The 23,149-nt window shown below is 49.3% G+C and carries 17 protein-coding genes; 2 read left to right on the forward strand and 15 right to left on the reverse strand.

The genetic code is table 11. From position 1 onward, the window contains the following. Positions 1–6 precede the first annotated feature (6 nt). The 12 genes from BLX24_RS23080 to BLX24_RS23135 form a co-directional block, all read right to left on the reverse strand. Positions 7–939 carry an NADP-dependent oxidoreductase gene (locus BLX24_RS23080; RefSeq protein ID WP_071505578.1) on the reverse strand — a complete coding sequence of 311 codons (933 nt, stop codon included), beginning with the start codon at positions 937–939 and terminating at the stop codon, positions 7–9. A gap of 123 nt (positions 940–1,062) precedes the next feature. After that, complete coding sequence (acs, locus tag BLX24_RS23085) at positions 1,063–2,970, reverse strand: acetate--CoA ligase (RefSeq protein WP_071505579.1); 1,908 nt, start codon at positions 2,968–2,970, stop codon at positions 1,063–1,065. 151 nt (positions 2,971–3,121) lie between these two features. After that, positions 3,122–5,050 carry a propionyl-CoA synthetase gene (locus BLX24_RS23090; protein ID WP_071505580.1) on the reverse strand — a complete coding sequence of 643 codons (1,929 nt, stop codon included), beginning with the start codon at positions 5,048–5,050 and terminating at the stop codon, positions 3,122–3,124. 245 nt (positions 5,051–5,295) lie between these two features. Then, complete coding sequence (locus BLX24_RS23095) at positions 5,296–5,667, reverse strand: response regulator transcription factor (RefSeq protein WP_071505581.1); 372 nt, start codon at positions 5,665–5,667, stop codon at positions 5,296–5,298. Positions 5,668–5,749: 82 nt separating this feature from the next. Then, the gene (locus tag BLX24_RS23100; RefSeq protein ID WP_071505582.1) at positions 5,750–8,491 is read right to left on the reverse strand and encodes an ATP-binding protein; all 2,742 of its coding nucleotides are present in this window, start codon (positions 8,489–8,491) and stop codon (positions 5,750–5,752) included. Next, the gene (locus BLX24_RS23105; protein WP_071505583.1) at positions 8,484–8,696 is read right to left on the reverse strand and encodes a hypothetical protein; all 213 of its coding nucleotides are present in this window, start codon (positions 8,694–8,696) and stop codon (positions 8,484–8,486) included. Before BLX24_RS23105 ends, BLX24_RS23100 begins: the two co-directional genes overlap by 8 nt. Before the next feature lie 72 nt (positions 8,697–8,768). Continuing rightward, positions 8,769–8,993 (reverse strand): DUF6814 family protein, encoded by a 225-nt coding sequence (locus BLX24_RS23110; RefSeq protein WP_071505584.1) that lies wholly within the window; start codon positions 8,991–8,993, stop codon positions 8,769–8,771. 31 nt (positions 8,994–9,024) lie between these two features. Further along, the gene (locus tag BLX24_RS23115) at positions 9,025–10,617 is read right to left on the reverse strand and encodes an MFS transporter (RefSeq protein ID WP_071505585.1); all 1,593 of its coding nucleotides are present in this window, start codon (positions 10,615–10,617) and stop codon (positions 9,025–9,027) included. Positions 10,618–10,681: 64 nt separating this feature from the next. Further along, positions 10,682–12,070, reverse strand: a complete 1,389-nt coding sequence (locus BLX24_RS23120) for a porin (RefSeq protein ID WP_071505586.1) — start codon at positions 12,068–12,070, stop codon at positions 10,682–10,684. A 153-nt stretch (positions 12,071–12,223) separates the two neighbouring features. After that, a complete protein-coding gene (locus BLX24_RS33930; protein WP_071505587.1) occupies positions 12,224–12,643 on the reverse strand; it encodes an IS1/IS1595 family N-terminal zinc-binding domain-containing protein in 420 nt (139 codons plus the stop codon). 206 nt (positions 12,644–12,849) lie between these two features. Continuing rightward, positions 12,850–13,494 (reverse strand): carbonate dehydratase, encoded by a 645-nt coding sequence (can, locus tag BLX24_RS23130; RefSeq protein WP_071505588.1) that lies wholly within the window; start codon positions 13,492–13,494, stop codon positions 12,850–12,852. Continuing rightward, positions 13,463–15,076, reverse strand: coding sequence for a SulP family inorganic anion transporter (locus BLX24_RS23135; RefSeq protein WP_071505589.1), 1,614 nt, complete (start codon positions 15,074–15,076; stop codon positions 13,463–13,465). The genes can and BLX24_RS23135 overlap by 32 nt, the downstream gene beginning before the upstream one ends. A 106-nt stretch (positions 15,077–15,182) precedes the next feature. Here BLX24_RS23135 and BLX24_RS23140 point away from each other — a divergent pair, with 106 nt between their 5' ends. Continuing rightward, entirely contained in the window at positions 15,183–16,409 is a 1,227-nt protein-coding gene (locus BLX24_RS23140) for a THUMP-like domain-containing protein (protein ID WP_229201878.1), read from the forward strand. After that, entirely contained in the window at positions 16,390–17,115 is a 726-nt protein-coding gene (locus tag BLX24_RS23145) for a hypothetical protein (RefSeq protein WP_071505590.1), read from the forward strand. Before BLX24_RS23140 ends, BLX24_RS23145 begins: the two co-directional genes overlap by 20 nt. 52 nt (positions 17,116–17,167) lie before the next feature. On the opposite strand, the gene BLX24_RS23150 is transcribed toward BLX24_RS23145, so the two are convergent. From BLX24_RS23150 to BLX24_RS23160, 3 genes are all read right to left on the reverse strand, one after another. Beyond that, positions 17,168–18,088, reverse strand: coding sequence for a sce7725 family protein (locus tag BLX24_RS23150; protein WP_143092767.1), 921 nt, complete (start codon positions 18,086–18,088; stop codon positions 17,168–17,170). A 375-nt stretch (positions 18,089–18,463) separates the two neighbouring features. Then, entirely contained in the window at positions 18,464–19,351 is an 888-nt protein-coding gene (locus tag BLX24_RS33670; RefSeq protein WP_071505592.1) for a T9SS type B sorting domain-containing protein, read from the reverse strand. A gap of 66 nt (positions 19,352–19,417) precedes the next feature. Then, the coding region (locus tag BLX24_RS23160; RefSeq protein ID WP_071505593.1) for an Ig-like domain-containing protein at positions 19,418–23,149 on the reverse strand (3,732 nt) is incomplete at its 5' end.

The following is a 23,149-nucleotide window of genomic DNA, read 5'->3' on the forward strand; positions in this document are numbered from 1 at the left end:
AATTCTTTAAAAATGAAGTACTATTTTTCCGGAAGTATGACGGCTCTCGAGTTGCTGGTGCGCTTGAGGCATCCGTTCTGCCGGTAATACATCCTGCACCGTAATCGTCAGCTTTCCTTCACTAATCAGGCTACTAATCGTTTCCATGTCGGCAGCGCTTGTGTGCACCAGCATCCGTTCGGCATGAATGTCCGGACGCTCAGCCAGTACTTTGTCCATGGCACCATAAGCGATTGAAATCAGCCGCCCGCCCGGCTTGAGCACCTTTGCCGACTCAAAAATGGTATCGGCCCCAGAACAATCGAACACGAGATCGACGTTGCTGACGGCATCGGCTACCTTTGTGGTTTTGTAATCAATGAACTCGTCGGCACCCAGTGATTTGACAAATGCCTCGTTTTTACCAGATGCCGTCCCGATCACGCGGGATCCATATGCTTTGGCAATCTGAACCGCCAGATGGCCAACCCCACCCGACGCGGCCTGAATCAGGATCGTTTCACCGGCTTGTAATTTGCCGTGTTCGAGCAAGCCCTGCAAGGCGGTCAGGGCCGCCAAGGGGGCTGCCGCCGCCGCTTCGAACGACAGGCTTTCGGGCTTTATCGCCAGATGGGCTTCAGGAGCGGCAATGTACTCGGCGTATGCATGAGCCGGCGAGGGAAAATTAATCATGCCATACACGGCATCACCGACAGCAAACCGGCTGACGTTACTGCCGGTTTCGACCACCACCCCGGCGGCGTCCCAACCCAGAATAATCGGGTGCGAATAGGCTTTCGCATAAGGGGCCACTCCGCTCCGGGTTTTATAATCGGCCGGGTTTACGCCAAAGGCTTTGACCTCTATCAATACGTCATCGGCCGTAATGGCGGGTTTAGCAACCTCCTGCACCGTAAAGTTTTCCGCTCCTCCCCAGTCTGTCAGAACAACTGCTTTCATAAATCGTCGGTTTTGTTTTATCCTTGAACAGGCATCACGCCCGAAGAGTTTATGCGGCGATAAACAAAAACCCCGCCCAACTTAACGTCAGACGGGGTTCCGGGAAAATCAAACAAACACTAATTAAGCTTTTACTTCGACTAACGCACCGCTCTTGATGTCATCGACCACCGACGGATCAAGCAGCGTTGAGGTATCGCCCAGATTCGAGACATCCCCTTCGGCAATTTTGCGGAGGATACGCCGCATGATTTTACCTGAACGTGTCTTTGGCAGGCCTTTAACAAACTGAATTTTATCCGGCTTCGCAATTGGCCCGATGATCCGGCTTACCGTTGCCAGAATATCACGCCGAATCAGATCTACCTCGTGGTCAGGATCGCTTTCCGTAATCACATACGCGTAAATGCCCTGCCCTTTGATGTCGTGCGGGTACCCAACGACGGCGCTTTCGACCACGCCGGTGTGCATATTGATCGCGTTTTCGACCTCAGCCGTTCCGATCCGGTGACCCGATACGTTCAGCACATCGTCGACACGGCCGGTAATCCGGTAATACCCGTCTTCGTCGCGCAGACAGCCGTCGCCGGTAAAATACAGGCCGGGATAGGCAGCGAAATAGTTGGTCCGGCAGCGTTCGTGATCGCCCCAGGTGGTCCGGATAATGCCCGGCCACGGGAATTTAATACACAGGTTACCGCTCACCCCGTTGCCTTCGATCTCCTTCCCGTTTTCGTCGACCAGTATCGGCTGAACACCGGGTAAGGGCAGGGTAGCATACGTTGGTTTGGTTTTGGTGATGCCAGCCAGCGGCGAAATCAGGATACCGCCGGTTTCGGTCTGCCACCACGTATCGACGATCGGGCAGTTGCCTTTGCCGATGTGTTCGTTATACCAGTGCCAGGCTTCTTCGTTGATCGGCTCCCCTACCGAACCCAGTACGCGCAGGCTGCTCAGATCTTTGCCTTCGAGTGGTTGCAGACCAAAGCCCATCAGCGAACGGATAGCCGTTGGCGCCGTATAGAGAATATTTACTTTATGTTTATCAACAATGTCCCAGAAACGACCGGCATCCGGATACGTCGGCACCCCTTCGAACATCAGCGAAGTAGCACCGGTCAGCAGCGGACCATAGACGATGTAGCTGTGACCGGTAATCCAGCCAATATCAGCCGTACAGAAATGAATATCGCCGGGTTCGTACTGGAACACATTCTGGAAGGTATAGGCGGCAAAAACCATATAGCCGCCGCAGGTATGGACCACCCCTTTCGGCTTCCCGGTTGATCCGGAAGTATAGAGAATGAAGAGCGGATCTTCGGCGTCCATCTCCTCGGCAGGGCAGTCTGAGGTCACCTGCTTCATTTCGGCTTCCCACCACACATCGCGGCCTTTCAGCATCGACACCGCCGTCCGGGTATGGGTCAGGACAATGACTTTCTTCACCGTCGGGCACCCGATCAGGGCATCATCAACGGTATCTTTCATCGGAATCTGTTTGTTGCCACGGGAAGCGCCGTCTGAGGTGATCACGATGGAGCAGGCCGAATCGTTGATCCGGTCGGCGATTGACTGCGCCGAAAAACCACCGAAAACCACCGAATGAATGGCACCAATCCGGGCACAGGCCAGCACGGCAACGGCCAGTTCCGGTACCATCGGCATGTAGATACAGACACGGTCACCTTTCTGTACACCATTGCTTTTCAATACGTTAGCAAACCGGCAAACGTACTCATGCAGCATTTTATAGGTAAACGTAACGCTTGGTTCATTCGGATCGTTGGGCTCCCAGATGATGGCCGGGTAGTTTGGCCGCTCCCGTACATTACGGTCAAGTGCGTTTTCGGTGATGTTCAGTTTACCCCCCGGAAACCATTTGGTTTCCGCTTTTTCAAAGTTCCACTGAAGCACTTTTTTCCAGGGTTTCCGCCATTGGAACTCCTGAGCAATTTCTGCCCAGAAACCTTCCGGGTCTTCTACGCTATGGTTATATGCAGCCTGGTATTCGTCAAAGGTTCGGATACGCATAGGTCAAAAATTTAAAGGAATTGTCAAATGTTGGGTTAAAGGTAGAAACCTCTCTCCGAAAAATGGAACGTTTCTACGTTAAAACTTTGCTAAAATAGTATAGAATAACCAAAATGATAGTATCTGGCAATTCCATGAGAGGATAGTCCAATCATATCGCCTGGAAACGGAAGGCATGGCCAATGTTGTGCGCCATCAGCTTTGCCCGGATTTCGTCCAGAATTGCCGGATCATCAATTGTAGATGGTACGACGCAAGGCTCGCCATCGGCTATCTGCCGGATGGTTTTGCGCAAAATTTTTCCTGACCGGGTTTTCGGAAGCCGTTTCACCACCAGGGCATTCCGGAAATAGGCCACGGCGCCGATCTGCTCACGAATGATGCTGACCAACTCTGCTTCCAGATGTGGCTCATCGGCTTCTACCCCGTCTTTAAGCACCACCAGCCCGATGGGTCGTTGCCCGCGCAGCTCGTCAGCAATCCCGACCACGGCACATTCGGCCACGGCCGGATGGCTGCCTACCATTTCTTCCATTTCGCCCGTTGACAAGCGATGCCCTGCTACGTTGATCACATCGTCGACACGCCCCATGATATAGACGTACCCGTCTTCGTCGACATACCCGCCATCACCCGTCAGGTAATAGCCCGGAAAACGACTCAGATACGATTGCCGGAAGCGTGGGGTATCTTTCCAGAGCGTCGGCAGACTGCCCGGCGGCAGGGGTAGTTGCAGGCAGACATAGCCTTCTTCGTTTGCCCCGAGTGGCTGGCCGTTCTCGCCCAGAATCTGCAGATTGAAGCCACAGACCGGCCACGTAGCCGAACCAGCTTTGATGGGTACCGGTTCAATCCCCATCTGATTGGCGACCATCGGCCAGCCGGATTCGGTCTGCCACCAGTGGTCGATGACCGGCACCGGCACCACCTCCTGTAACCAGTGCAGCGTCGGCGGATCGCAGCGTTCTCCGGCCAGAAAAAGATATCGCAGGCTGCTTATATCGTACTTGTTCCGCAACAAGGCTTCCGGATCTTCTTTCCGGATTGCGCGGAAAGCCGTCGGGGCCGTAAACAGCACGCTGACGCCATGCTGCTCAATGACGCGCCAGAACGTGCCGGCATCCGGCGTCCGTACAGGTTTTCCCTCAAACAATACCGTGGTACACCCTTGAATCAGCGGCCCGTATACAATGTAGCTGTGGCCAACGACCCAGCCAATGTCAGAAGCAGCCCAGAAAACTTCGCCGGGTTTCACGTCGTAAATGGCGCGCAGGCTATACGCAAGCGCCACCGCGTGGCCACCATTATCCCGGACAATCCCTTTTGGTTTTCCGGTTGTGCCGGATGTATACAGGATATAAAGCGGATCGGTTGCATCCAGCGGCACACAGGCCACCGGATTGGCCGCCGCGACGGCCTCCTGCCAGTCCAGATCACGGCGCGGATGCAGTTCTGCCCGAAGCATGGGCCGCTGACAAATCAGACAACGCACCGGCTGATGCGCCGATTGGCGAAGCGCCTCGTCCAGTAGTGGTTTATAGGCAATCACTTTTTCGAATTCGATCCCGCACGATGCCGACAGAATGACCTTTGGTTTGGCATCATCAATGCGGATTGCCAGCTCGTGGGGAGCAAACCCGCCGAATACCACCGAGTGTATGGCACCAATCCGGGCACAGGCCAGCAGTGCAAATGCAGCTTCGGGTATCATCGGCATGTAAATGACAACGGTATCCCCTTTTCCGACCCCCAGCGTCTGTAACACCCCGGCAAGCCGTGCTACTTCATCCCGTAATTCGTTGTAGGTAAACCTCCGGATAGTATCCGTCACCGGGGAGTCATAAATCAAGGCTGTTTGTGTACCCCGCCCCTGCTCAATATGGTGATCGACAGCCGCATAGCAGGTGTTCAGCTTCCCTCCGGCATACCAGCGTGTCAGCCCCTCTTCATCGGCCGACAGAATCTGCTCAGGAGCGGAGTACCAGGGAATATACGCTGCCTGTTCGGCCCAAAATGATTCAGGATCGGTCAAACTGCGGGCATAGCTCTCTTTATAGGATTGTGTAGTCTGACTATGCATAGGTCAAAAATTTAGGGGAATTATCAAATTACACTTAAAGGTAGAGAGCCCTTTGCAAAAAGGACAGGATTTGGCCGACAAAACTTCGCTAAATTAATATAGACACCTATTTTGATGTAGTTAGCGGCTAAACAGCTGCTTATCCGTTAATTAAGAGTCATACTAAACGCCGGAGAGCGATTACCGGGTGGTAACCGCTCTCCGGCAGCAGGATGTATTAGTTGTGATACGCAAACTGCCGGATATCAGGCAGCGGCGGCTTTCAGCTGATTGATTTTTGCGATCAGATCGCGGGTTGAAAAGGGTTTCGGGATATACAGGTCTCCCCCAACGTCATAGCCTTTCTGTACGTCCAGGTCTTTACTTTTGGCACTTAAGAAGATCACTTTCGCGTGTTGATAGTCGGGATGCTGCTTCACAAACTGACAAAGCTCGTAGCCATCCATGCGTGGCATCATAATATCGAGCAACAACAGATCCGGTTTTTCCTGCTGAATCAAATCAAATGCCTCGCCCCCATCCCGGGCAATATAAACCTTGTATCCCTCTTTTTTCATCAGAAACTCGAGAGACATCAGAATATTAGGTTCATCGTCGGCAATCAGTACTTTCAGCATATTATAATTATTTACCTCACCCGGCAGCGGGCTGCTCCCATTTCTACACAACTCAGCTGCAAATATTTAAATAGAACAAGACTTATCCAAGTTCCTGCGCAGATGCAATTCGTTCAAACCGTGTTAACGGCAACCGGAAGATAAAGGTTGCCCCCTGTTCAGGCTCGCTTTGTACCTCAATACTGCCCTGGTGTAGTTCCAGAATTTTGCGGGTAATGGCCAGGCCAAGCCCGCTTCCTTTGGGCTTCCGGGTGTTACGGTCCTGTGTCTGATAAAATTTCTCGAAGATCAGACTATGGTATTTCGGTTCAATTCCGTGACCGTTGTCTGCCACACTGACAACGTACCACATTCCCTGTAACTCCGTTCTGACCCAAATGTGGCCTTTGTCTTCTTCGCAGAACTTGATGGCGTTGGAAAGCAGATTAATCAGTACCTGCATGATGCGGTCGCGGTCAACGATCAGCGTAACCTCAGGACAGGTATTCACCACTTCCAGCTCCATGCGTTTATCAATCGCCAGTTGCTCAACACTTTCCACAGCATCCTGAACGACGGCTGCCATATCGGTCACCTCCATCGACAGCTTGTTACGACCCGACTCAATACGCTCTAAATCAAGCACCTGATTGATAAGCCGGGTTAAGCGTTCCGACTCCTTAATGATGGTACTGAGAAAATGCTGGCGCGTTTCCTGATCCATTTCATCGTTATCGTGCAAAATCTCCGACAAGGCGCGGATGGAAGTAATAGGCGTCCGGATTTCGTGCGTTACCGTCGACAGGAAGTCATCTTTTTGCTGATCGGCGGCTTTGAGCAGCTCATTGGCTTCGCGCAGCTGCTCTGTCAGCTTTTCGAGTTCGATTGATTTACGCCGCAACTCTTTGTTTACCGTCAGGAGTTCGTGTGATACTTTCAGAATTTTAATAACCTCATCCAGGGCAATGGGTTCTTCTTTGGCCACAGAGGCAATCAGAATCCGGGCCGATGCCGTTCCGACCGCACCCGCCAACAGCTTTTCGGTGTAATTAACCAGCCTCGAATCCGCCAGGTAATTCTGCGTATTGATCTTGTGTTTCCGGATGTATCGTTCCATGGCTCTGGTTGCCCGTTCTTCCCCGAAAAACGTGGTCAGCAACGCTTTCAGGTCACTGACCTGCACCTTTCCTTTCCAGGCAACGGAGCTGTCATACCGGCGGGCATACTCAAAGACATCGACAAACAATACGGCCTGATTGTGATCCAGCGGGCTTTGCGGGCGATATAATGACCCCCAGATATACCCTCCGATATTGACAAAAAATGACCAGAAAACCGAGTGCGAAATCGGGTCAAACCCGTGCAGGCCAAACAAGGTATATGGCCGTAACCAGCCCTGATTAAGCGGCCCTTCAGTCATCCAGTGGGCAGGTAACAGGCCTGCTGTGACCAGTGTCGGAACAATGAGGGTATAGAACCAGACCGATGCCCCCAGTATCAGGCCAAGCCTTGCGCCTGCCTGCGTACCGCGTTTCCAGTAAATCCCGCCAATGATAGCGGGCGTAAACTGTGCCACTGCGGCAAAGGACATCATGCCGACCGAGACCAGTGAAAAGTGGTGAGACACCTGCCGGTAATATTCGTAGGCCAGCAGCAACATGGCCAGAATCGCCAGCCGCCGGATATTGATCACAACCGTACTCCAGGCATTCCCGATCTGCTTTTGCCAGGATGGCCGGCTAACCAGAATCGGCATAACCAGGTTATTGGAAATCATGACGCTCAGCGCGGTTGTCTCCACGATAATCATGCTGGAAGCGGCCGAAAAACCACCGATATAGGCGAGGAGAGCCAGCCCCTTTTCGCCGAAATGCAGCGGTAACGACAAAACATATACGTCTGCGTCGTCTATCGGATTGTTTAAAATCAGTTTTCCGCCAAAAGCCAGCGGCAACACAAACAGACAGATCACAAACATATACAACGGGAACAACCACATGGCTTTGTTCAAGTGTTTCTCGTCAACATTTTCGACGACTGCTACCTGAAATTGCCGGGGTAAAAACAGAATGGCAGGCATCGACAGGATAATGTACCACAGCCATTCGGAGGTAGAATGACCGGCATGGAAAACAAAATGCTGTTTCAGAGAGGGAAGCTTTTCGGCTTGCTGAAAAATGTCGGCCGGCCCGTCGAATAAACCATAAGTGACGTAGATCCCAACCGCCACGAAGGCAACCAGTTTAATAACTGATTCAAAGGCGATAGCTGTTACCAGACCCTCGTGCCGTTCGGTAGCTTCAAGTTTCCGGGTACCAAACAGAATGGTGAATGCTGCCAGAATCAGCGTCATGTAGAATGACTGATCACTGAGCCAGACAGGTGTCGGGCCAACCAGTGACTGGCCCGACAACACGGCGAAACTTTCGGCAATTGCCTTTAGCTGAATGGAAATATACGGGATAATACCGATCACGCAGAGTATGGTAATCATTACCCCGATACCACGATTTTTACCGTAGCGGGCCGAGATAAAGTCGGCAATGCTCGTGATACGCTGTACTTTACAGATACGGATAATTTTACGCAGCACCGACCACCAGAGCGGTACGGTAAGCGTGGGGCCGATATAGACCGACAAAAACTCAATACCGCCCGACGCGGCCCGCCCCACGCTGCCATAAAACGTCCATGCGGTGCAATAGACGGCCAGCGACAAGGCATAGAAATAAGGACTATTCAGCAGGCTTCCCCCCCGCTTACTACGCCGTTCGGCCCAGAAAGCAATACTAAATAATACACTCAGGTACAGTAAGGAGCAAAGCGTAAGGGTAAGACTAGACATCGGAATTCATGGAATCATCATTCTGCCGGTTCCGGCGCAACACCCAACTTACCGACCCGATCATTAACAACCAGATACAGGTCACATAAATATACAGTAACGGAATCCCGGCCACCATGACAGGACGGTTAACGATGGAGATAACAGGCTCCGTAAACAATACAAAAAACAGGATGGTGAGAGGTAATAACCGCAATGATTTCATGCTGATGTTGTTTATAACTAATGCCCGGCGAGAAGCTCACCGGGCTTAGTGATCACCTAACCCATTACCAGCTTATTCCTCCGTATTGTACTCGCCTTGTAAGGCGTACAAGCCAAAAGTCACTAAGCCTCCTACTACAATCGGCATCAGTACAAATAAGATGATGATACCAAAGACCAGATCATCCTGTTTACCGGACGCCAGTTTTGGCAAACCAAACTGTACGATGCCGAAATATCCTGTCAGAGCAGCAATAGCCAGCCAAAGGACACCTAATATTTTCTTTAATCCGTTCATGACGTATGTTCGTTAAAGGTCTTGTGAATGATTAGTCAGCATTTTTTTTGTCTTTCCCGCTGATGTAGACGACGCCAATGGCGAGGCAGACGGCAGCCACAATGATCGGGTACCAAAGCCCTTCGAGATACGGCGCAGCATACGGCAGCGCATCTCCTGCCTTCTCGGCGGCCGTATTGGCATCTTTTGCCTTGGTTGCCAGATACGTTGCAACAGCCGGCAGCAAGCCCCCGAACACACCGTTACCAATGTGGTAAGGCAACGACATGGACGTGTAGCGGATCCGGGTCGGGAACATTTCTACGAGGAACGCAGCAATCGGGCCGTATACCATCGTCACAAATAATACCTGAATAAATACCAGCCAGATCAGTGTCCACTTGTCGCTGTCGTTGATGGTGACAGACTTTTTCACATCCGGTTTAGCAGGCTCAGCGTTCGGATCCGGCGAAATTTTAAGTTTTGTTACTTCTTCATATTTCGTACCATCTGTATATTCTTTCTTCACGGTAATGGTCTGGATCGATCCGCCGACCACTTTAGGATCTGCCGCCACGGTTGAGTCTTTCGTTGTACTGGCGGCAATCTCCTGCTTGTTTTTCAGGTTGGTAGTCTGATACATATTTTCGTAGAGCGTCCGGTACGACAGGATAGCGACCAGCATCCCTGCCATCATGATTCCTTTACGGCCAATGCGGTCTGAGAGCCAGCCGAACACGACGAAGAACGGTGTACCCAGCAGGAGCGCAATTGTCATCAGGGCATCTGACTGCATCTTGTCGACATTACATACTTTTTCCAGGAAGCTCATGGCATAGAACTGACCGGTATACCAGACAACTCCCTGCCCCATGGTAGCACCGAACAGAGCCAGCAACACAAACTTAAAGTTGTATTTATTGCCGAAGCTTTCTTTCAGCGGGTTTGCCGACGCTTTGCCTTCGGCTTTTACTTTCGCAAACAGCGGAGACTCCTTCATGTTGCGGCGGATGATATACGAAACAAATACCATCAGAATTGACGCCAGGAACGGTACCCGCCAGCCCCAGTCACTGAATGCCTCTTTCGACAGCGACATACGGGTCAACATGATCACCAGGAGCGATACAAACAAGCCGATAGTTGCGGTTGTCTGGATCCATGATGTCCAGTAGCCACGGCGGTTTGCCGGTGCGTGTTCGGCCACATAGGTTGCCGCACCGCCATATTCTCCGCCCAACGCAAGGCCTTGCAGCAGGCGCAGGACAAGGACCAGCAGCGGAGCCAGAAAGCCGATGGTTTCGTAGCTCGGGATCAGACCGATGGCGAAAGTAGCTCCCCCCATCAGCAGCAGAGTTACCATGAATGTATATTTCCGGCCAATCAGGTCGCCCAGACGCCCGAAGAACAGCGCGCCGAAAGGTCGTACCACGAATCCGGCGGCAAACGTAGCCAGTGTCGACAGGAAAGCCGCTGTGGGGTTACCTTCAGGGAAAAATTTTGTTGCCAGAACAGACGCCAGCGAGCCAAAGATGTAAAAGTCGTACCATTCGATCAGCGTACCTACCGACGAGGCACCAATTACGCTGATTAGTGAACGGGTCTCGTCTGCCGACGCTTTTGAGTTTGTAGGTTCAGCAATCATGTTTGTAGAAAGAGGTTAAACGTATCAGGGTTTATTGGTTGGTTGTTTTGCGGAATGATCAGGTTTATAAATATACCTGCGCCTGTACTATAAAGCTGCCTTTGCTGCCACTAATTGTGTTCTTATCCGTATAAACCGGCCGTGTCGAATACTGCGGCGTAATTTTGGCGTGGTGTCCGTCGATGTAAAAGTTACACCCTACGTCAAAGCTACTGTTTGCCTTACCCAAGGCTTCGAAATTTTTGTAGGTATATGCCGCAAATGGCTGTACTCTTGCTTTGGCATTATCGCCTTTGGGTAACAGCAGACCAGCTTGTGTGTACCAGATCGTACCGGTACCGATCATTGGCTGCAGGTTTCCGGGACCTGCCAGTGCTTTTGCGTCGGTAAACTTAGGGTCAACGGTGCCGGGGTTCATAATGCCAAGGTTACGCAGGTAATTGGGGCCGAAGTTGTTGCTGTAGAAGGTACTGTATGCGGTGAAGGCCATATTTTTCTTTTTATCACCAAAGGGCAGATCCGCAAACATATCAACCGCAAATAAGCTGATGTCATGTTTTTGGGTTACGCCGTTGCTCAGGCTTTGTGTCCCCTCCGGCTGGTGATAAAAGCCCGCACCAATGTTAAATACTCGTTTTGTCCCCACATAGGTACCGACTTTAAAGGGCAGAATATTGGCTTCCTGATCCAGAAACTGGTATTCAAAATACCCGCCGTACGACATCCGGCTAACCCCGTTGTTGTCAACGGCAGCACCTTCTGTAGGTGCCAGATTAGTCGCAAAGGGTTTGTTCCAGTTCATCCGGTATTCAAACTTACCGAGTTTACCTTTAGCATATACCCCGAACAAACGGGCAAACTGGTCAGAGTTTTCGATGAGCGGCCAGTTAAAGATCGGTGCATCAACAGCCAGGAAATTCAGCGTACTGGCCGATGTCATCCGTGAAATACCATGCCAGTAGTGCAGACCGGCTCCCAGATACAAGGTCGATTTGTTGGCCTTGCCCGTCACCGGGCTTTTAGTTGGTACGACTGCGTATTCATTCCAAACATCATGGAAGAAGAGGCCGGGCTTTTTTCCGGCCCCATACCCGCCGGTTCCGCTCGTACCGGCAGCACCACCGTTCAGGAATGTCTGGTTGTTAATCCCGAAGTGCATCAGAATCAGGTAACGGGGAGTAATCTGAGCGTAGGCCAGCATCCGGAGGCGTCGGGCGCCAATGTCGGTAACACTGCTTGCCGACTGCCCGTTAATGGCTGTCCCCGGGTTCATCTGCATCGACCGGAACCAGATTTGATTCCACATAATCAGACGCATGTATTTGGTACCTTCCTGATTCAGGTTAAACTTCAGGCCGGAACCGTATTCAGACGAGCCCTGTGCCCGGGCAGTGTCGGGACTGCCCCCGAAGAGGGTGAGGGCAGTCACCAAAGATAGCAATAGTCGTTTCATCAGTAGGTAAGAGTAGTTTTTGGTTTTTTCGAGAATTCGATTCAAAACTGTACTCTTTCCCTCTATCGGCGAAATAATTGGTATAGCTATGCTAAATGACTATAGGCAGTTTAAACGGGGCCATTTACCGGTGAGCTCTCAGTTAACCGTGGTTTAATCTCTGAATCGTTCCCACTTGATGAGCATGAATTTATCCCCGAGTTCGGTCACAATCATACCGGCGCTGGTCACGTTTTCCCGATTAGCAAAAAACTCAGACAACTCTTTGTGATTCAGTATTTTATATGTCGGGTGGTAGATATTTTTTTCGGGTACTTTGATCTGGTATTTTTTCACCCAGTTCATAACCGAAACATGGCTAACGCCCAACAAACGCTCAATCTCCCGAAAGCTAACTCCCTCTATATAAAGCTGTAAGGCTTTGATTACATAGTACGTGCTGATTCCTTTGCCAACTTTATCGACGGTAAAGTTATAGTTACACTGTTTACAGCGGAATCGCTGTCTTTCGTTGATGATTCCGTTTCGAACTGTATCTGTACAATCACATTTCGGACACTTAGGAGCAGCCATGTTCAGGTTAATAGAGGTTTCTATAGCTATTTAGCAAATATATAGTAATTTAGCAAAATGAGAAAATTTAATCCCCAAATAGTTCTATTTACTCGAAAAAGAAAAACGGTGCCGAGACGTCTCAGCACCGTTTATTTCGTTCCCATTTTGCTTTCTAAAACACATTATTTACCCAATCAAGCAACCATTGGGTAAACCATGCTCATTTAGTACAATACATTCGGGAAGCTGTAATGATAAATCGGATCTATTTCAGCTCCCGGTTCCAGACGAACAATGTCTTTGATTAACCCCGTGCGAAGGTCAAATACCCAGCCATGCAGAATCGGCCGCTGCTCACTATTCCAGGCCGATTGTACAATAGCGGTCTTGGCCAGATTATAGATCTGTTCCTGTACGTTTAGTTCTACCAGCCGGTCAAACCGTTCGGCCTCATCCTCAATATTCTCTAATTCAGGACGAAACTTTGCATAAACGTCCTTTATATTACGGATCCAGTTATCAATTAAGCCCAGGTTATTAGGGGTCATAGCCGTTTTCACGCCACCACATCCATAATGTCCGCAAACAATGACGTGTTTTACTTTCAGGACTTCAACGGCATACTGCAACACACTTAAGAGGTTCATATCTGTATGAACAACCAGGTTGGCGATGTTACGCTGAACGAAAATTTCACCGGGCTGTGCCCCTGTTACCTGCTCAGCAGGAACCCGGCTGTCTGCACAGCCAATCCAGAGGAATTTCGGCTTCTGATCAGCCGACAGTATATCAAAATATTCAGCGTCTGATGCAACTTTGTCTGCGGCCCACGCTTTATTAGCTAACAGCAGTTTCTCGTACTCTTGCATGATTTCGGATGAGGCGTTTGTTTTGAGTTATACTAATCAATTCATACTTAATGTTTTGCGACCGCGCTGTTTCTGCATAATCTTCCAGCATACTGAAGATATCATGATCTATAAACGAAGCAGCATTGCCATCCACATAAACAGTGTCTCCCGGGCGAAGTGAGCTCAAGGCTTCTTTCAACTGTGGTTTACTGAGAAAATACATGTCTTTCTGAAACTTTATCATCACCTTCTGCCCGTCCCGGACAACCCGGAATGTAGACTGGTAATTCGTATACAATACGAAAAAAATACCTACTACGGATCCCACCAGGATACCAATTAATAAGTCAGTGAACACAATTCCTATAACAGTAACCATAAACGGGATAAACTGGTTGACCCCATCTTTATACATTTTCTGAAAAATGGCCGGTTTTGCCAGTTTGTAGCCCACGGTTATCAACAAGGCCGCGAGACAGGCTAACGGAATCATATTCAGGACAAAACCACCCAGAAAAACGGCTAACAGCAATAATATACCGTGGGTAATGGCCGATACCCGTGTTTTGGCGCCTCCATACACATTTGCGGATGTACGGACGACAACCGATGTTACCGGTAATCCGCCAATCAGACCGGAAAGCATATTGCCGATGCCCTGGGCTACTAACTCTTTATCCGACGACGACACCCGGCGTTGCGGATCCAGACGATCCGAAGCTTCCAGATTCAGCAGCGTTTCCAGGCTGGCGACCAGCGCAATAGTGGCCGCCACGGCATAAATCTGCGGATTACCCAGCATACTGAAATCAGGGAAATCAAAAATTGACAGAATACTCTGGCCAGGTTTCAGAATCGGAACCTGGACCATGTGCTGGTGGGCTGTGGTGCCCATATACCAATCCGGTTTGACGACCCGGAAAAGTTCATTCAGCCCTACCCCCAGACAAACTACTGCTAACGCGCCGGGAAAGTTTTGAAAAAAACGAACCTTCCGGCTTGCCATCCGTTCCCAGATAATCAACACAAGAAGAGCAGAAGCGCTGATGACAATTGCCCCGGGGCTTGCCGTGACCATAGCGCGGTAAATTTCTGAAAGCGTATTTTCGCCATCGGCCAGCTGTTGAAACTCAAACTCGCCTTCATAATCATTATCCCGCCCCAGCGCATGCGGAATCTGCTTGAGAATAATGACAATTCCAATGGCGACCAGCATTCCTTTAATGACGCTGTCAGGAAAAAAACTACTGAAACGTCCGGCTTTTATAAGCCCGAGCACCAGTTGCAGCACACCTGCCAGCACAACCGCTACCAGAAAAGCCTCATAAGACCCTAACTTTGCAATCGAATCAGCAACAATGACGGCTAATCCGGCAGCCGGGCCGCTAACGCTTATTTCAGAACCAGACAGTATACCAATGATGATACCGCCAATCATACCTGCCACCAATCCCGAGAATAAAGGGGCTCCCGATGCGAGAGCAATTCCCAGACATAACGGTAAGGCAACCAGAAAGACGGATAGCCCTGCGGGCAAATCAGCACTTAATAAGTTGGTCCGATAGTCACGAAATGTTTGAAAAGGGTTTACGTTTGACATTGTTTCTTTACAATGAGTCGGTTATAACGAATAGAGTGGTTTTACCGGAATGTAAATTCCGGCAGAACAAAATTAAAAAGAGATTAAAAGTAAACCATTTATTTACTTGAAACCAGAAGAAATATTCCTCAACCCGGTTGAACAACACTTCATCAGGGAGCATTTAACGGATAATGTACAGCAGTTAGTCCTGAAGTCGGGCAAGCATAAATCGCTGGATATAAAAAAGTTAGCCAATCAGATTGCTGCCCGGCAAAAAGCCAGATACAAGCTCCAGTCATGGTACGAAAATTTTTCACTTTTCTTCCCGTCTCCCCTATCTGTTGAACAGGCATCCTCGGAGCAAACGGCACTCTATAAAGCATCGCTCATTTCCGGTGACATATTACTTGATTTAACAGGGGGCATGGGTGTTGATACCTGGGCTTTTTCAAAGCAAGCTAACGTAGTCCTATACGCAGAGCGCGTTGCTGAGCTGGCAGCGATAACCGCTCATAACCTGCAGGCACTCGGCGCAACGAATGTGTCTGTACAGGCTATAGAGGGACCTGAACTGCTCCGCCAACAGCCAGGTGTCGCTGACTGGATTTACCTTGATCCCGCCCGTCGCGACGAGCATGGCGGAAAAGTAGTACGACTCACCGACTGTGAACCGGATGTAACAGCGCTATGGCCCTTGTTGCTTGAAAAAGGCCGGTCAATTATGATTAAAACGTCTCCTCTGCTAGACCTGGAAACCACCATCCGGCAATTACCCGGCCTGACTGATATTTACATTGTTGCGGTCCGTAATGAGGTTAAAGAAGTACTGCTGATTAAGCGTCAGTTGATAACCGACGAACCGATTGGTTTCCATGCGGTCAATCTGTTATCAGATCAAACGGTTTCGTTTTCCTTTAAACGCGAAGAAGAACGGACGGTTGATGTTCAGTTTGCTGACCCGGAATCATATATTTATGAGCCCAACGCCGCTATTTTGAAAGCCGGCGCTTTCCGCAGCCTTGCGGCACGGCTGAATCTGAAAAAGCTGGCGCCACACAGCCACTTGTATACCTCAACAGAACCAGTTACTTTTCCGTATGGGCGGACGTTTCTACTGAAAGGAATCTGCAAGCCGGACCGGAAAGCCCTCCAACCTTATGTAGCCGCAGAGAAAAAAGCAAACCTGACTGTCCGTAATTTTCCGCAACAAGTGGATGAGCTGAAAAAAAAGCTTGGTTTACGCGACGGTGGTGACATTTACATACTGGCTACGTCTCTAAAAAACGGAGACAAAAAGTTACTGATTACTGAAAAATTAACTCCTTTAAATCATGAAACCACAAAATCGTAAACGTACTATCCTGCATACCCTCCGGGGGGCGGGTATCCGGAGTCTGGTGTTGTTCTGCACTTTTGCCTTTGCCTTCTCAGGGGCGCAGGCACAGGCTGTTTATGCCGGTGAGCAAGCGGTTGAAAAAGTAAATCTGCAAGGATATTTTCTGACCATCACCGCAGACAGCAAGCAACTGGAAAAAGAGTGGGAAGCGCAGCTACGCACGTTTGGCCGTGTCAATACCGCCCGCGGTGTTTATCGGGTCACCAATGCTGATATTCCGTCGGTATCGACAGATCCGCTTAACCTGACCAGCCAGTTAAAAAGCTCGCGGGGTTCATCGACGCTGTTTGTGGCGTTTGATCTGGGTAGCGGTAATTTTATTAAGCCCGGCAACGGAAATTCGGCTGCTGCGGAGCAATTGCTGAAAGACTTTGCGGCCCAGGTGCAATACAATCAGGAAGTAAGGACGGCAGAGACTGCATTGGATGACGCGCAGAAAAATCACCAGAAAATGGTTCGCAACGGAGAGCGCCTTCAACGCGATCTGGATCGTAATAAAAAGGAGAAAGAGACTCTTCTGCGGCGTATCGACGAAAATGCCAAGGAGCTTGACCAATTATTGAAAGACACCGAAACGAATAAAACCGATCAGTCAAACGCACTGACTGAAATGGAAAACAAGAAAAAGGCACTGGAAGTCGTAAAAACAAAAAAAAATTAACGCCGTCCCGTCATCTATAAGCACAAGGCCCGGATTTTATCGGGCCTTGTGCTTATAAAAACTGCTGCATTAGTTCAAGGTGGTGCTTCAGACAAACCTTTTTCAGTCCACCCATATCCGGAAAGCTCCGTTGTTGATAGTATTCTTCAAAATCCTTTATGCCGGCTGTTTTTGAATTGAGCCCGTAGGCTTGTATAAACTTTATTAATTTCTCAAGTGCCTCCCCGAAGCGGGATGTTGTACAGACAGACGTATCTTCTACCTCTTCTGAAATAAAATGTGCGATCCGAACGGCCTTACGGGTTGCAAACGTAAAGTGAATCGCCACGGCTTTAGGACCGCCGAGTTTTTCGATATAGTTCTGCCCTACGGTCAATAAATCCCCGAACCCCTGATAGCCGAGCTGACGGTAAGTCAGCGGCAGGTCGCTGAAAAACTCAAACGGCGGATGATTCGTCACCGGAACGCGTCGTACGAAACCATCGCGTACAAGTACACGGGGGTAATTTGTGAAGCGTTCCCGGTATGTTTCAGATGTATGGTTGTCGAAAAAGATGTGATACTTTACCGATGGATCGTACACTAACGGCGACAGATTAACGCAGTCTGCCTGATGAATAATCACTTTCGGTAATGCCGGATAAACATCAAAATAGTATTCAATCAGATCGGGTTGGGTGTCTGGCGTTACAATTATACCCAGCATCCCACGCTGAAAGTTTTTTCGTATTTTTTTCAGAATAGCTGTCTCTATCGCATACCGGCCAGCCGCTGTTGTCAGCGCACCCACTGTCGGATTCACAACCAGTACAAACGGTACGCCTTGTTCTGTTAATTTCCGGAACGGATTCACCCGTCCTGTTTGTATGGGTTCAACAATTGGTATAGTGTGTGAATAATATGAGTTTCTGGTATACAGTTCTGTTAAGGCCAATAGTTCACTTTGGTGTCCGCGTAAATAAGGGAAGTACATAGCCAATCGATATTAACTTTTTTACCGGTTAATATCATCACGACGTATAAAGTAACATGCTGATCATGTTTTTTTTTGCACTATTACGCCAACCAATTGTTAATCAATAGACTATATCAATACATTATGTAACCTACATTTTTATTTTCTGCATTTACTAAATGATCCTGATTGCCTGTCAGCATCAAGCTTAAAATGATCATAAAAAAAAAATAAAAAAAATGGTCATTTTTCTGTTACATCTGTGATTCGGGTGATATTAACCCTTGTAGACAGTCCATCAAGATGTTTACTCTTTTACTTGCTTTAGGTGCTAAAAAAACGACTCCCCGTATTGAGAGTCGTTTTTTTCTTTTCAACCTATTCACTCTGCTATTATCGCGAAATTGTCAGATAATGAGTTACTTTCCGGCCATCACTTAGTTTTACCGTATAAAAATAAGTTCCGTCGGGAAGATTCTGTCCGGTCGTTCCCCGGCCATCCCAATCATTCTGATAGTCATCACTTGTATAGACTACAGCACCATACCGGTTAAATACTTTCAGGTCAACTGTAAGGCCTTTTGTATTTTTGATAACAAACTTATCGTTTATCATATCACCGTTCGGCGAAAATCCTTCCGGAACAAATAACGGTTCGTCAACGGTAAGATCCGTTGTACCACCGGCATTACTACAAACCTTATTCATTGACTCTATAGCCAGATTAGTATATACGCCACCTGATTTAGCCAACGTTGAGACATACCCTTTACCTGTTTCCGAAGGTAACCATTCTTCCATCACTGTTTTGGGCAGGCTTTTATCGGTTAACCAGACAATTTCGGTTGGCATCGTCGTCTTCGTGTCAACATCAAATTCGATTGTTGCAATCGGTGTCCATTCCGTCAGAACTTTCTGTGCTTTTAAGCCATCTCCATTATAGAAAATGTTCAGTGACACAATACCTGTAGCAGCACTCTCCTGCGAGCCATTCAGGTTCTGTACCCCATAGTCATTGCTTCCCGAAAAATTCAGTTGTTTAACAAGGACCGGTTTTTTGAACACTTTGGCATCATACTGGAACCGGAAGTTTGCATTTCCGATCAGAAATGATGTTGTCGCAGACGACGCCTTAATTTCCAGATCGACCTGTGCTTTCTGCGTCGTACAGTTGATGTTTTTCTGCGTTATCCGTAAATCATACTGACCGTTTTGGCCGTAAACACGCTCTGCCAATAAGGCACTGGCAGCGATAAGGCATGAGACCAGAATCTTTTTCATATGCTCAATGGGTTTTATCATGATTGAGGAGCAGACCGGCTCATCACCGGTCTGCTATTCTGTTCATCAGTGAGGTACGCGTGAATAACGACCATTATTTTTCTTCCACAACACACTGTCCTCCGCATTCACGTCGGCGTCCATGTTAAAGTCGCCAAACAGATACTGCAGGAACTGACCACTTTGTGACTGCCACAACTGAGAGTCCTTCGAGTTAATATCGAAGTTATCGTTGAAGGTATTTTTCTTACCGTCAGCCGCATACATGAGCCACTTGTTACCAATCTGAATCTGACCGAATGACGGTGGATCCAGCACGATATACGAGTCTTGTGTAGTAAAGTCAAAACTGATCGTATTATTCGTTACCGCTACACTCTGTGGTGACATTACCCCAACGTGGTTACGATGTTCAATTACTACATAGTAGCTGCCGGTTGGCAGGGTGAAGCAAGGCTGCACAAATGTGATTCTGCCATCATCATGCAACAAGCCTGCTGCGCGCCAGATTGCGGCCGGCGACTGTTCGCTGCTACGCAGAGACACAAGCACCCAATCTACTACCGTCGATGCATACGTAAAGCTTACCGGTGTCCCTTCGGTTCCCGTGTAATTCCACGGTGCTGTATTATACGGCTGACCAGCTGGTGTTGCTACCCCGAAGTTTGTATTCGTTCGCCGCTGGCCAGGTAACAAGCCTTGCTGATTCAGGATTGTGTTCATCCTTCCGGTCAGCGCATTATATGGCCCTTCCAGCAAGACTTTCACATTTACCGTTACACAAGCCTGTGGATTTGGCGAAACAATGATATATGCTGTCGCCTGCGCACACCCTGCTCCATTACAAACCTGATACACAAATTGATCTGTTCCGGTATATCCTGCAACAGGAGTATAGCTAAACGTACCATTTGCATTGATGATTACCTGGCCATGGACTGGTGCAGTAACCGGCTGTCTGGTATAGGTCAGTGTAGTGTTAGACGGATTTGTATCATTATTTCCCAAAGAACCGCTAACCGGTATATTGACATTTGTAAAATACTGATCATCGAGTGCAATAGGCGGTTCGTTTGGCCCTTGTGGTCTGATAATAATAGTCACAATTGCCGTATCGCATAACACCGGGCTCCCCTTATCACAGATACTATATTTGAAACTGTCGTTACCCTGATAATTCGGTGCCGGCGTATAGATAAACTTACCGGTTAAGGTATTCAGCACTACACTACCGTTTGCCGGACTTGTAAGTTGCACCGGTAAATCTGCCAGTGTACCATTATCGGTTGCCGGATTATCGGGATCACTGTCATTTGCCTTAACATTGATGTCAATCGGCGTATTTACAAATGTCCTGACGTTATCATTGTTAGCAACCGGTTTATTATTCCCTGGACCATTTTCTTTTAACACCTTGATTGTCACCAGTGCCGTTGCACAACTAGTCGGTGTATTACATGCCCGATATGGGAATGTAACAGTTCCGGTGAAGCCGGTTGGCGGTGTATAGGTATAGCTACCGTTGCTGGTGAGCGTTACCGTACCTGACGTAGGCTGACCGAGTAGCGTAGCCGTTAGTGGCAGACCATAACCAAGATCATTTGTCAACACATTGCCTGGTACCGGCTGGTTAATCGGTGTTGTGTTGATATCATCAATGGCCAATGGCGTCTGTGCCGGATTACTCAGGATCGTCACCGGTACCCGTACAGTGTCACACAGGTTTGTCCGGTTGTTACACAATACGACACAAATCTGATCGGTTGTGTTGTTTACACCCGGATTCGGCGTGTATGATACACAAACCTGCTTCGGCAGTTCAATCGCATTCACAGTTGCCGTCCCCTTAGTTGGGCCGGAACAGATTGCAGCCGTATGTGTACCCGATTCGGTATCTCTGTAAGGCAGGCAAATCTGCTTGGTTTGTCCAGGTTTCACTACAATCGGCGCATTTGTCAGGATTGGCTTAGATGGTTTCTGTGTTTCCGTAATTGTGATCGGTACGACAGCCGAACTACAGCGATTCAACTGATCACACACTGTTACACAAACCGTATCAGAACCAGGTATACCGGTTGTGTTATTATATGTAATACACAACTGTCCGTTCACAATAGCTACTGTTGCTGTTCCTTTCTGCGGACCACCGCAAATCGTTGCCGTCAGTTGATCCGTTGGAGAAACCTTCAGAACCGGCGTACAAACAGTTGTCGATGTACTTTGTGGCAACGTAATTGGTGTCACGACAATCTGTGGATTACCGGTTGGCGGATTAACCGGATCAACAATTGTAATTGGTACCCGAACGGTATCGCAAAGACCAGTCTGATCACAAACGATCAGACAAACCTGATCTTCTCCTACATAGTCCGTCGCCGGCGTATACGTGTAACACACTTGACGCGTAACATTATTCACCGCAGCACTTACTGTGCCATGAGCAGGTTGGCTACAAACGGTTACGTTATGCGTATCTGTCGGCGTATCAATGATCGGCATACAGGCTACTACCGGATTGTTCTTTTCTGTTGTCTGTGACTGTCCTATCACTACCGGTGCCTTGAGACACACTGCTGAGGTACTAAGCACAGTAGCTACGCGTGGCGGGCTGGTACAACTGTTCAGCGTTTGTGTTACCGTGTAGCTTAGTAATCCACTGACGGCAGGCAGTACTGTTACTGACGTACCGGTTGCAGCCGTCAAGCTTGGACCTGACCATGTAAATACCGCACCCGGTGATCCCGTAGCCGTTAAGGTCAGGCTGGCTGTATTACAGATGGTTGTCGACGATGGTTGTACTGTCGGCGCGACGAGTGTACACGGTGTCGGCAGAATCGTGATCGGGATGATCACCTGCGTACACTGACCCGTCTGGTCACACACCTGCACACACATCGATGTGCTGCCCGGAACGCTGCCCGGTGTGTAGGTCACACACAACACATGCGTCGTGTTGTTGACCCCTACCTGCGCGCCCCCTAAGCCCGGCGCACCGCAAACTGTAGCCGTGTGACTGTCTGTCGGCGTATCGCTAATACCCGTACAAACTACTACCGGCTCATTCGGCCGCGTCACAATCGACGGCGGTACGACTACCGGAGGAGTGCCCGGTGTTGGTACTACCGGGTCCACGATCGTTACCGGTACCGTCACCTGTGTGCACAGACCTGTCTGATCACACACACGCAGACAGAAACTATCATTACCCTTTTCCCCGGTATTCGGCGTGTAGGTGATACAAACCTCATGAGTCGTGTTGTTCACTACCGCGCTCACCGAACCTTTTGCTGGAGTGCCGCAGACTGTTACCGAGTGCGTATCGCTCACATTAGGGTCTACAATCGGCATACACAGTTGCGCCGTCGTATTTTTCGGTGTCACTACCGGAATTACTACTACCACCGGTGGCTGACCAGTTGGCTGGGTCGCACTTTCCGGGATCACCGTTATTGGTATAATTGTCTGGGTACAGTTCCCGTAGCTGTCGCAAACCTGCACACAAACCGTAGTCGGTCCACTGAACGTCGCTGTCGGCGTGTAGGTCAGACAGACCTCACGGCTGTTGCTGTTAGCACTCACCGCTGCGGTGCCGCTTACAGGCTGTCCGCAAATCGTTGCCGTAAAGCTGTCGGGCTGATCGCCGTCAGCTACCGGCATACATACTGTCACCGGCTTGCCTTGCGGCGTCACAACTGGCTTACCTACCAGAACTGGTGGCTGACTAGCCGGTCGCTGCACGTCAATGTTCAGCGTAGCATTCGCACACTTATTGGCCGCGTTGCAGACCGTGTACGGATA

The organism is Arsenicibacter rosenii (assembly GCF_001870735.1).
GTDB classification, from domain to species: Bacteria; Bacteroidota; Bacteroidia; order Cytophagales; family Spirosomataceae; genus Arsenicibacter; species Arsenicibacter rosenii.

Bases quoted from the DNA above. Each gene is read 5' to 3' on its own strand.
- BLX24_RS23090 (WP_071505580.1), bottom strand. From the start codon at position 5,050: ATGCATAGTCAGACTACACAATCCTATAAAGAGAGCTATGCCCGCAGT.
- BLX24_RS23100 (WP_071505582.1), bottom strand. From the start codon at position 8,491: ATGTCTAGTCTTACCCTTACGCTTTGCTCCTTACTGTACCTGAGTGTA.
- BLX24_RS33930 (WP_071505587.1), bottom strand. From the start codon at position 12,643: ATGGCTGCTCCTAAGTGTCCGAAATGTGATTGTACAGATACAGTTCGA.
- BLX24_RS33670 (WP_071505592.1), bottom strand. From the start codon at position 19,351: ATGAAAAAGATTCTGGTCTCATGCCTTATCGCTGCCAGTGCCTTATTG.
- BLX24_RS23115 (WP_071505585.1), bottom strand. From the start codon at position 10,617: ATGATTGCTGAACCTACAAACTCAAAAGCGTCGGCAGACGAGACCCGT.
- acs (WP_071505579.1), bottom strand. From the start codon at position 2,970: ATGCGTATCCGAACCTTTGACGAATACCAGGCTGCATATAACCATAGC.
- BLX24_RS23120 (WP_071505586.1), bottom strand. From the start codon at position 12,070: ATGAAACGACTATTGCTATCTTTGGTGACTGCCCTCACCCTCTTCGGG.
- BLX24_RS23105 (WP_071505583.1), bottom strand. From the start codon at position 8,696: ATGAAATCATTGCGGTTATTACCTCTCACCATCCTGTTTTTTGTATTG.
- BLX24_RS23080 (WP_071505578.1), bottom strand. From the start codon at position 939: ATGAAAGCAGTTGTTCTGACAGACTGGGGAGGAGCGGAAAACTTTACG.
- can (WP_071505588.1), bottom strand. From the start codon at position 13,494: ATGCAAGAGTACGAGAAACTGCTGTTAGCTAATAAAGCGTGGGCCGCA.
- BLX24_RS23145 (WP_071505590.1), top strand. From the start codon at position 16,390: ATGAAACCACAAAATCGTAAACGTACTATCCTGCATACCCTCCGGGGG.
- BLX24_RS23135 (WP_071505589.1), bottom strand. From the start codon at position 15,076: ATGTCAAACGTAAACCCTTTTCAAACATTTCGTGACTATCGGACCAAC.
- BLX24_RS23095 (WP_071505581.1), bottom strand. From the start codon at position 5,667: ATGCTGAAAGTACTGATTGCCGACGATGAACCTAATATTCTGATGTCT.
- BLX24_RS23110 (WP_071505584.1), bottom strand. From the start codon at position 8,993: ATGAACGGATTAAAGAAAATATTAGGTGTCCTTTGGCTGGCTATTGCT.
- BLX24_RS23150 (WP_143092767.1), bottom strand. From the start codon at position 18,088: ATGTACTTCCCTTATTTACGCGGACACCAAAGTGAACTATTGGCCTTA.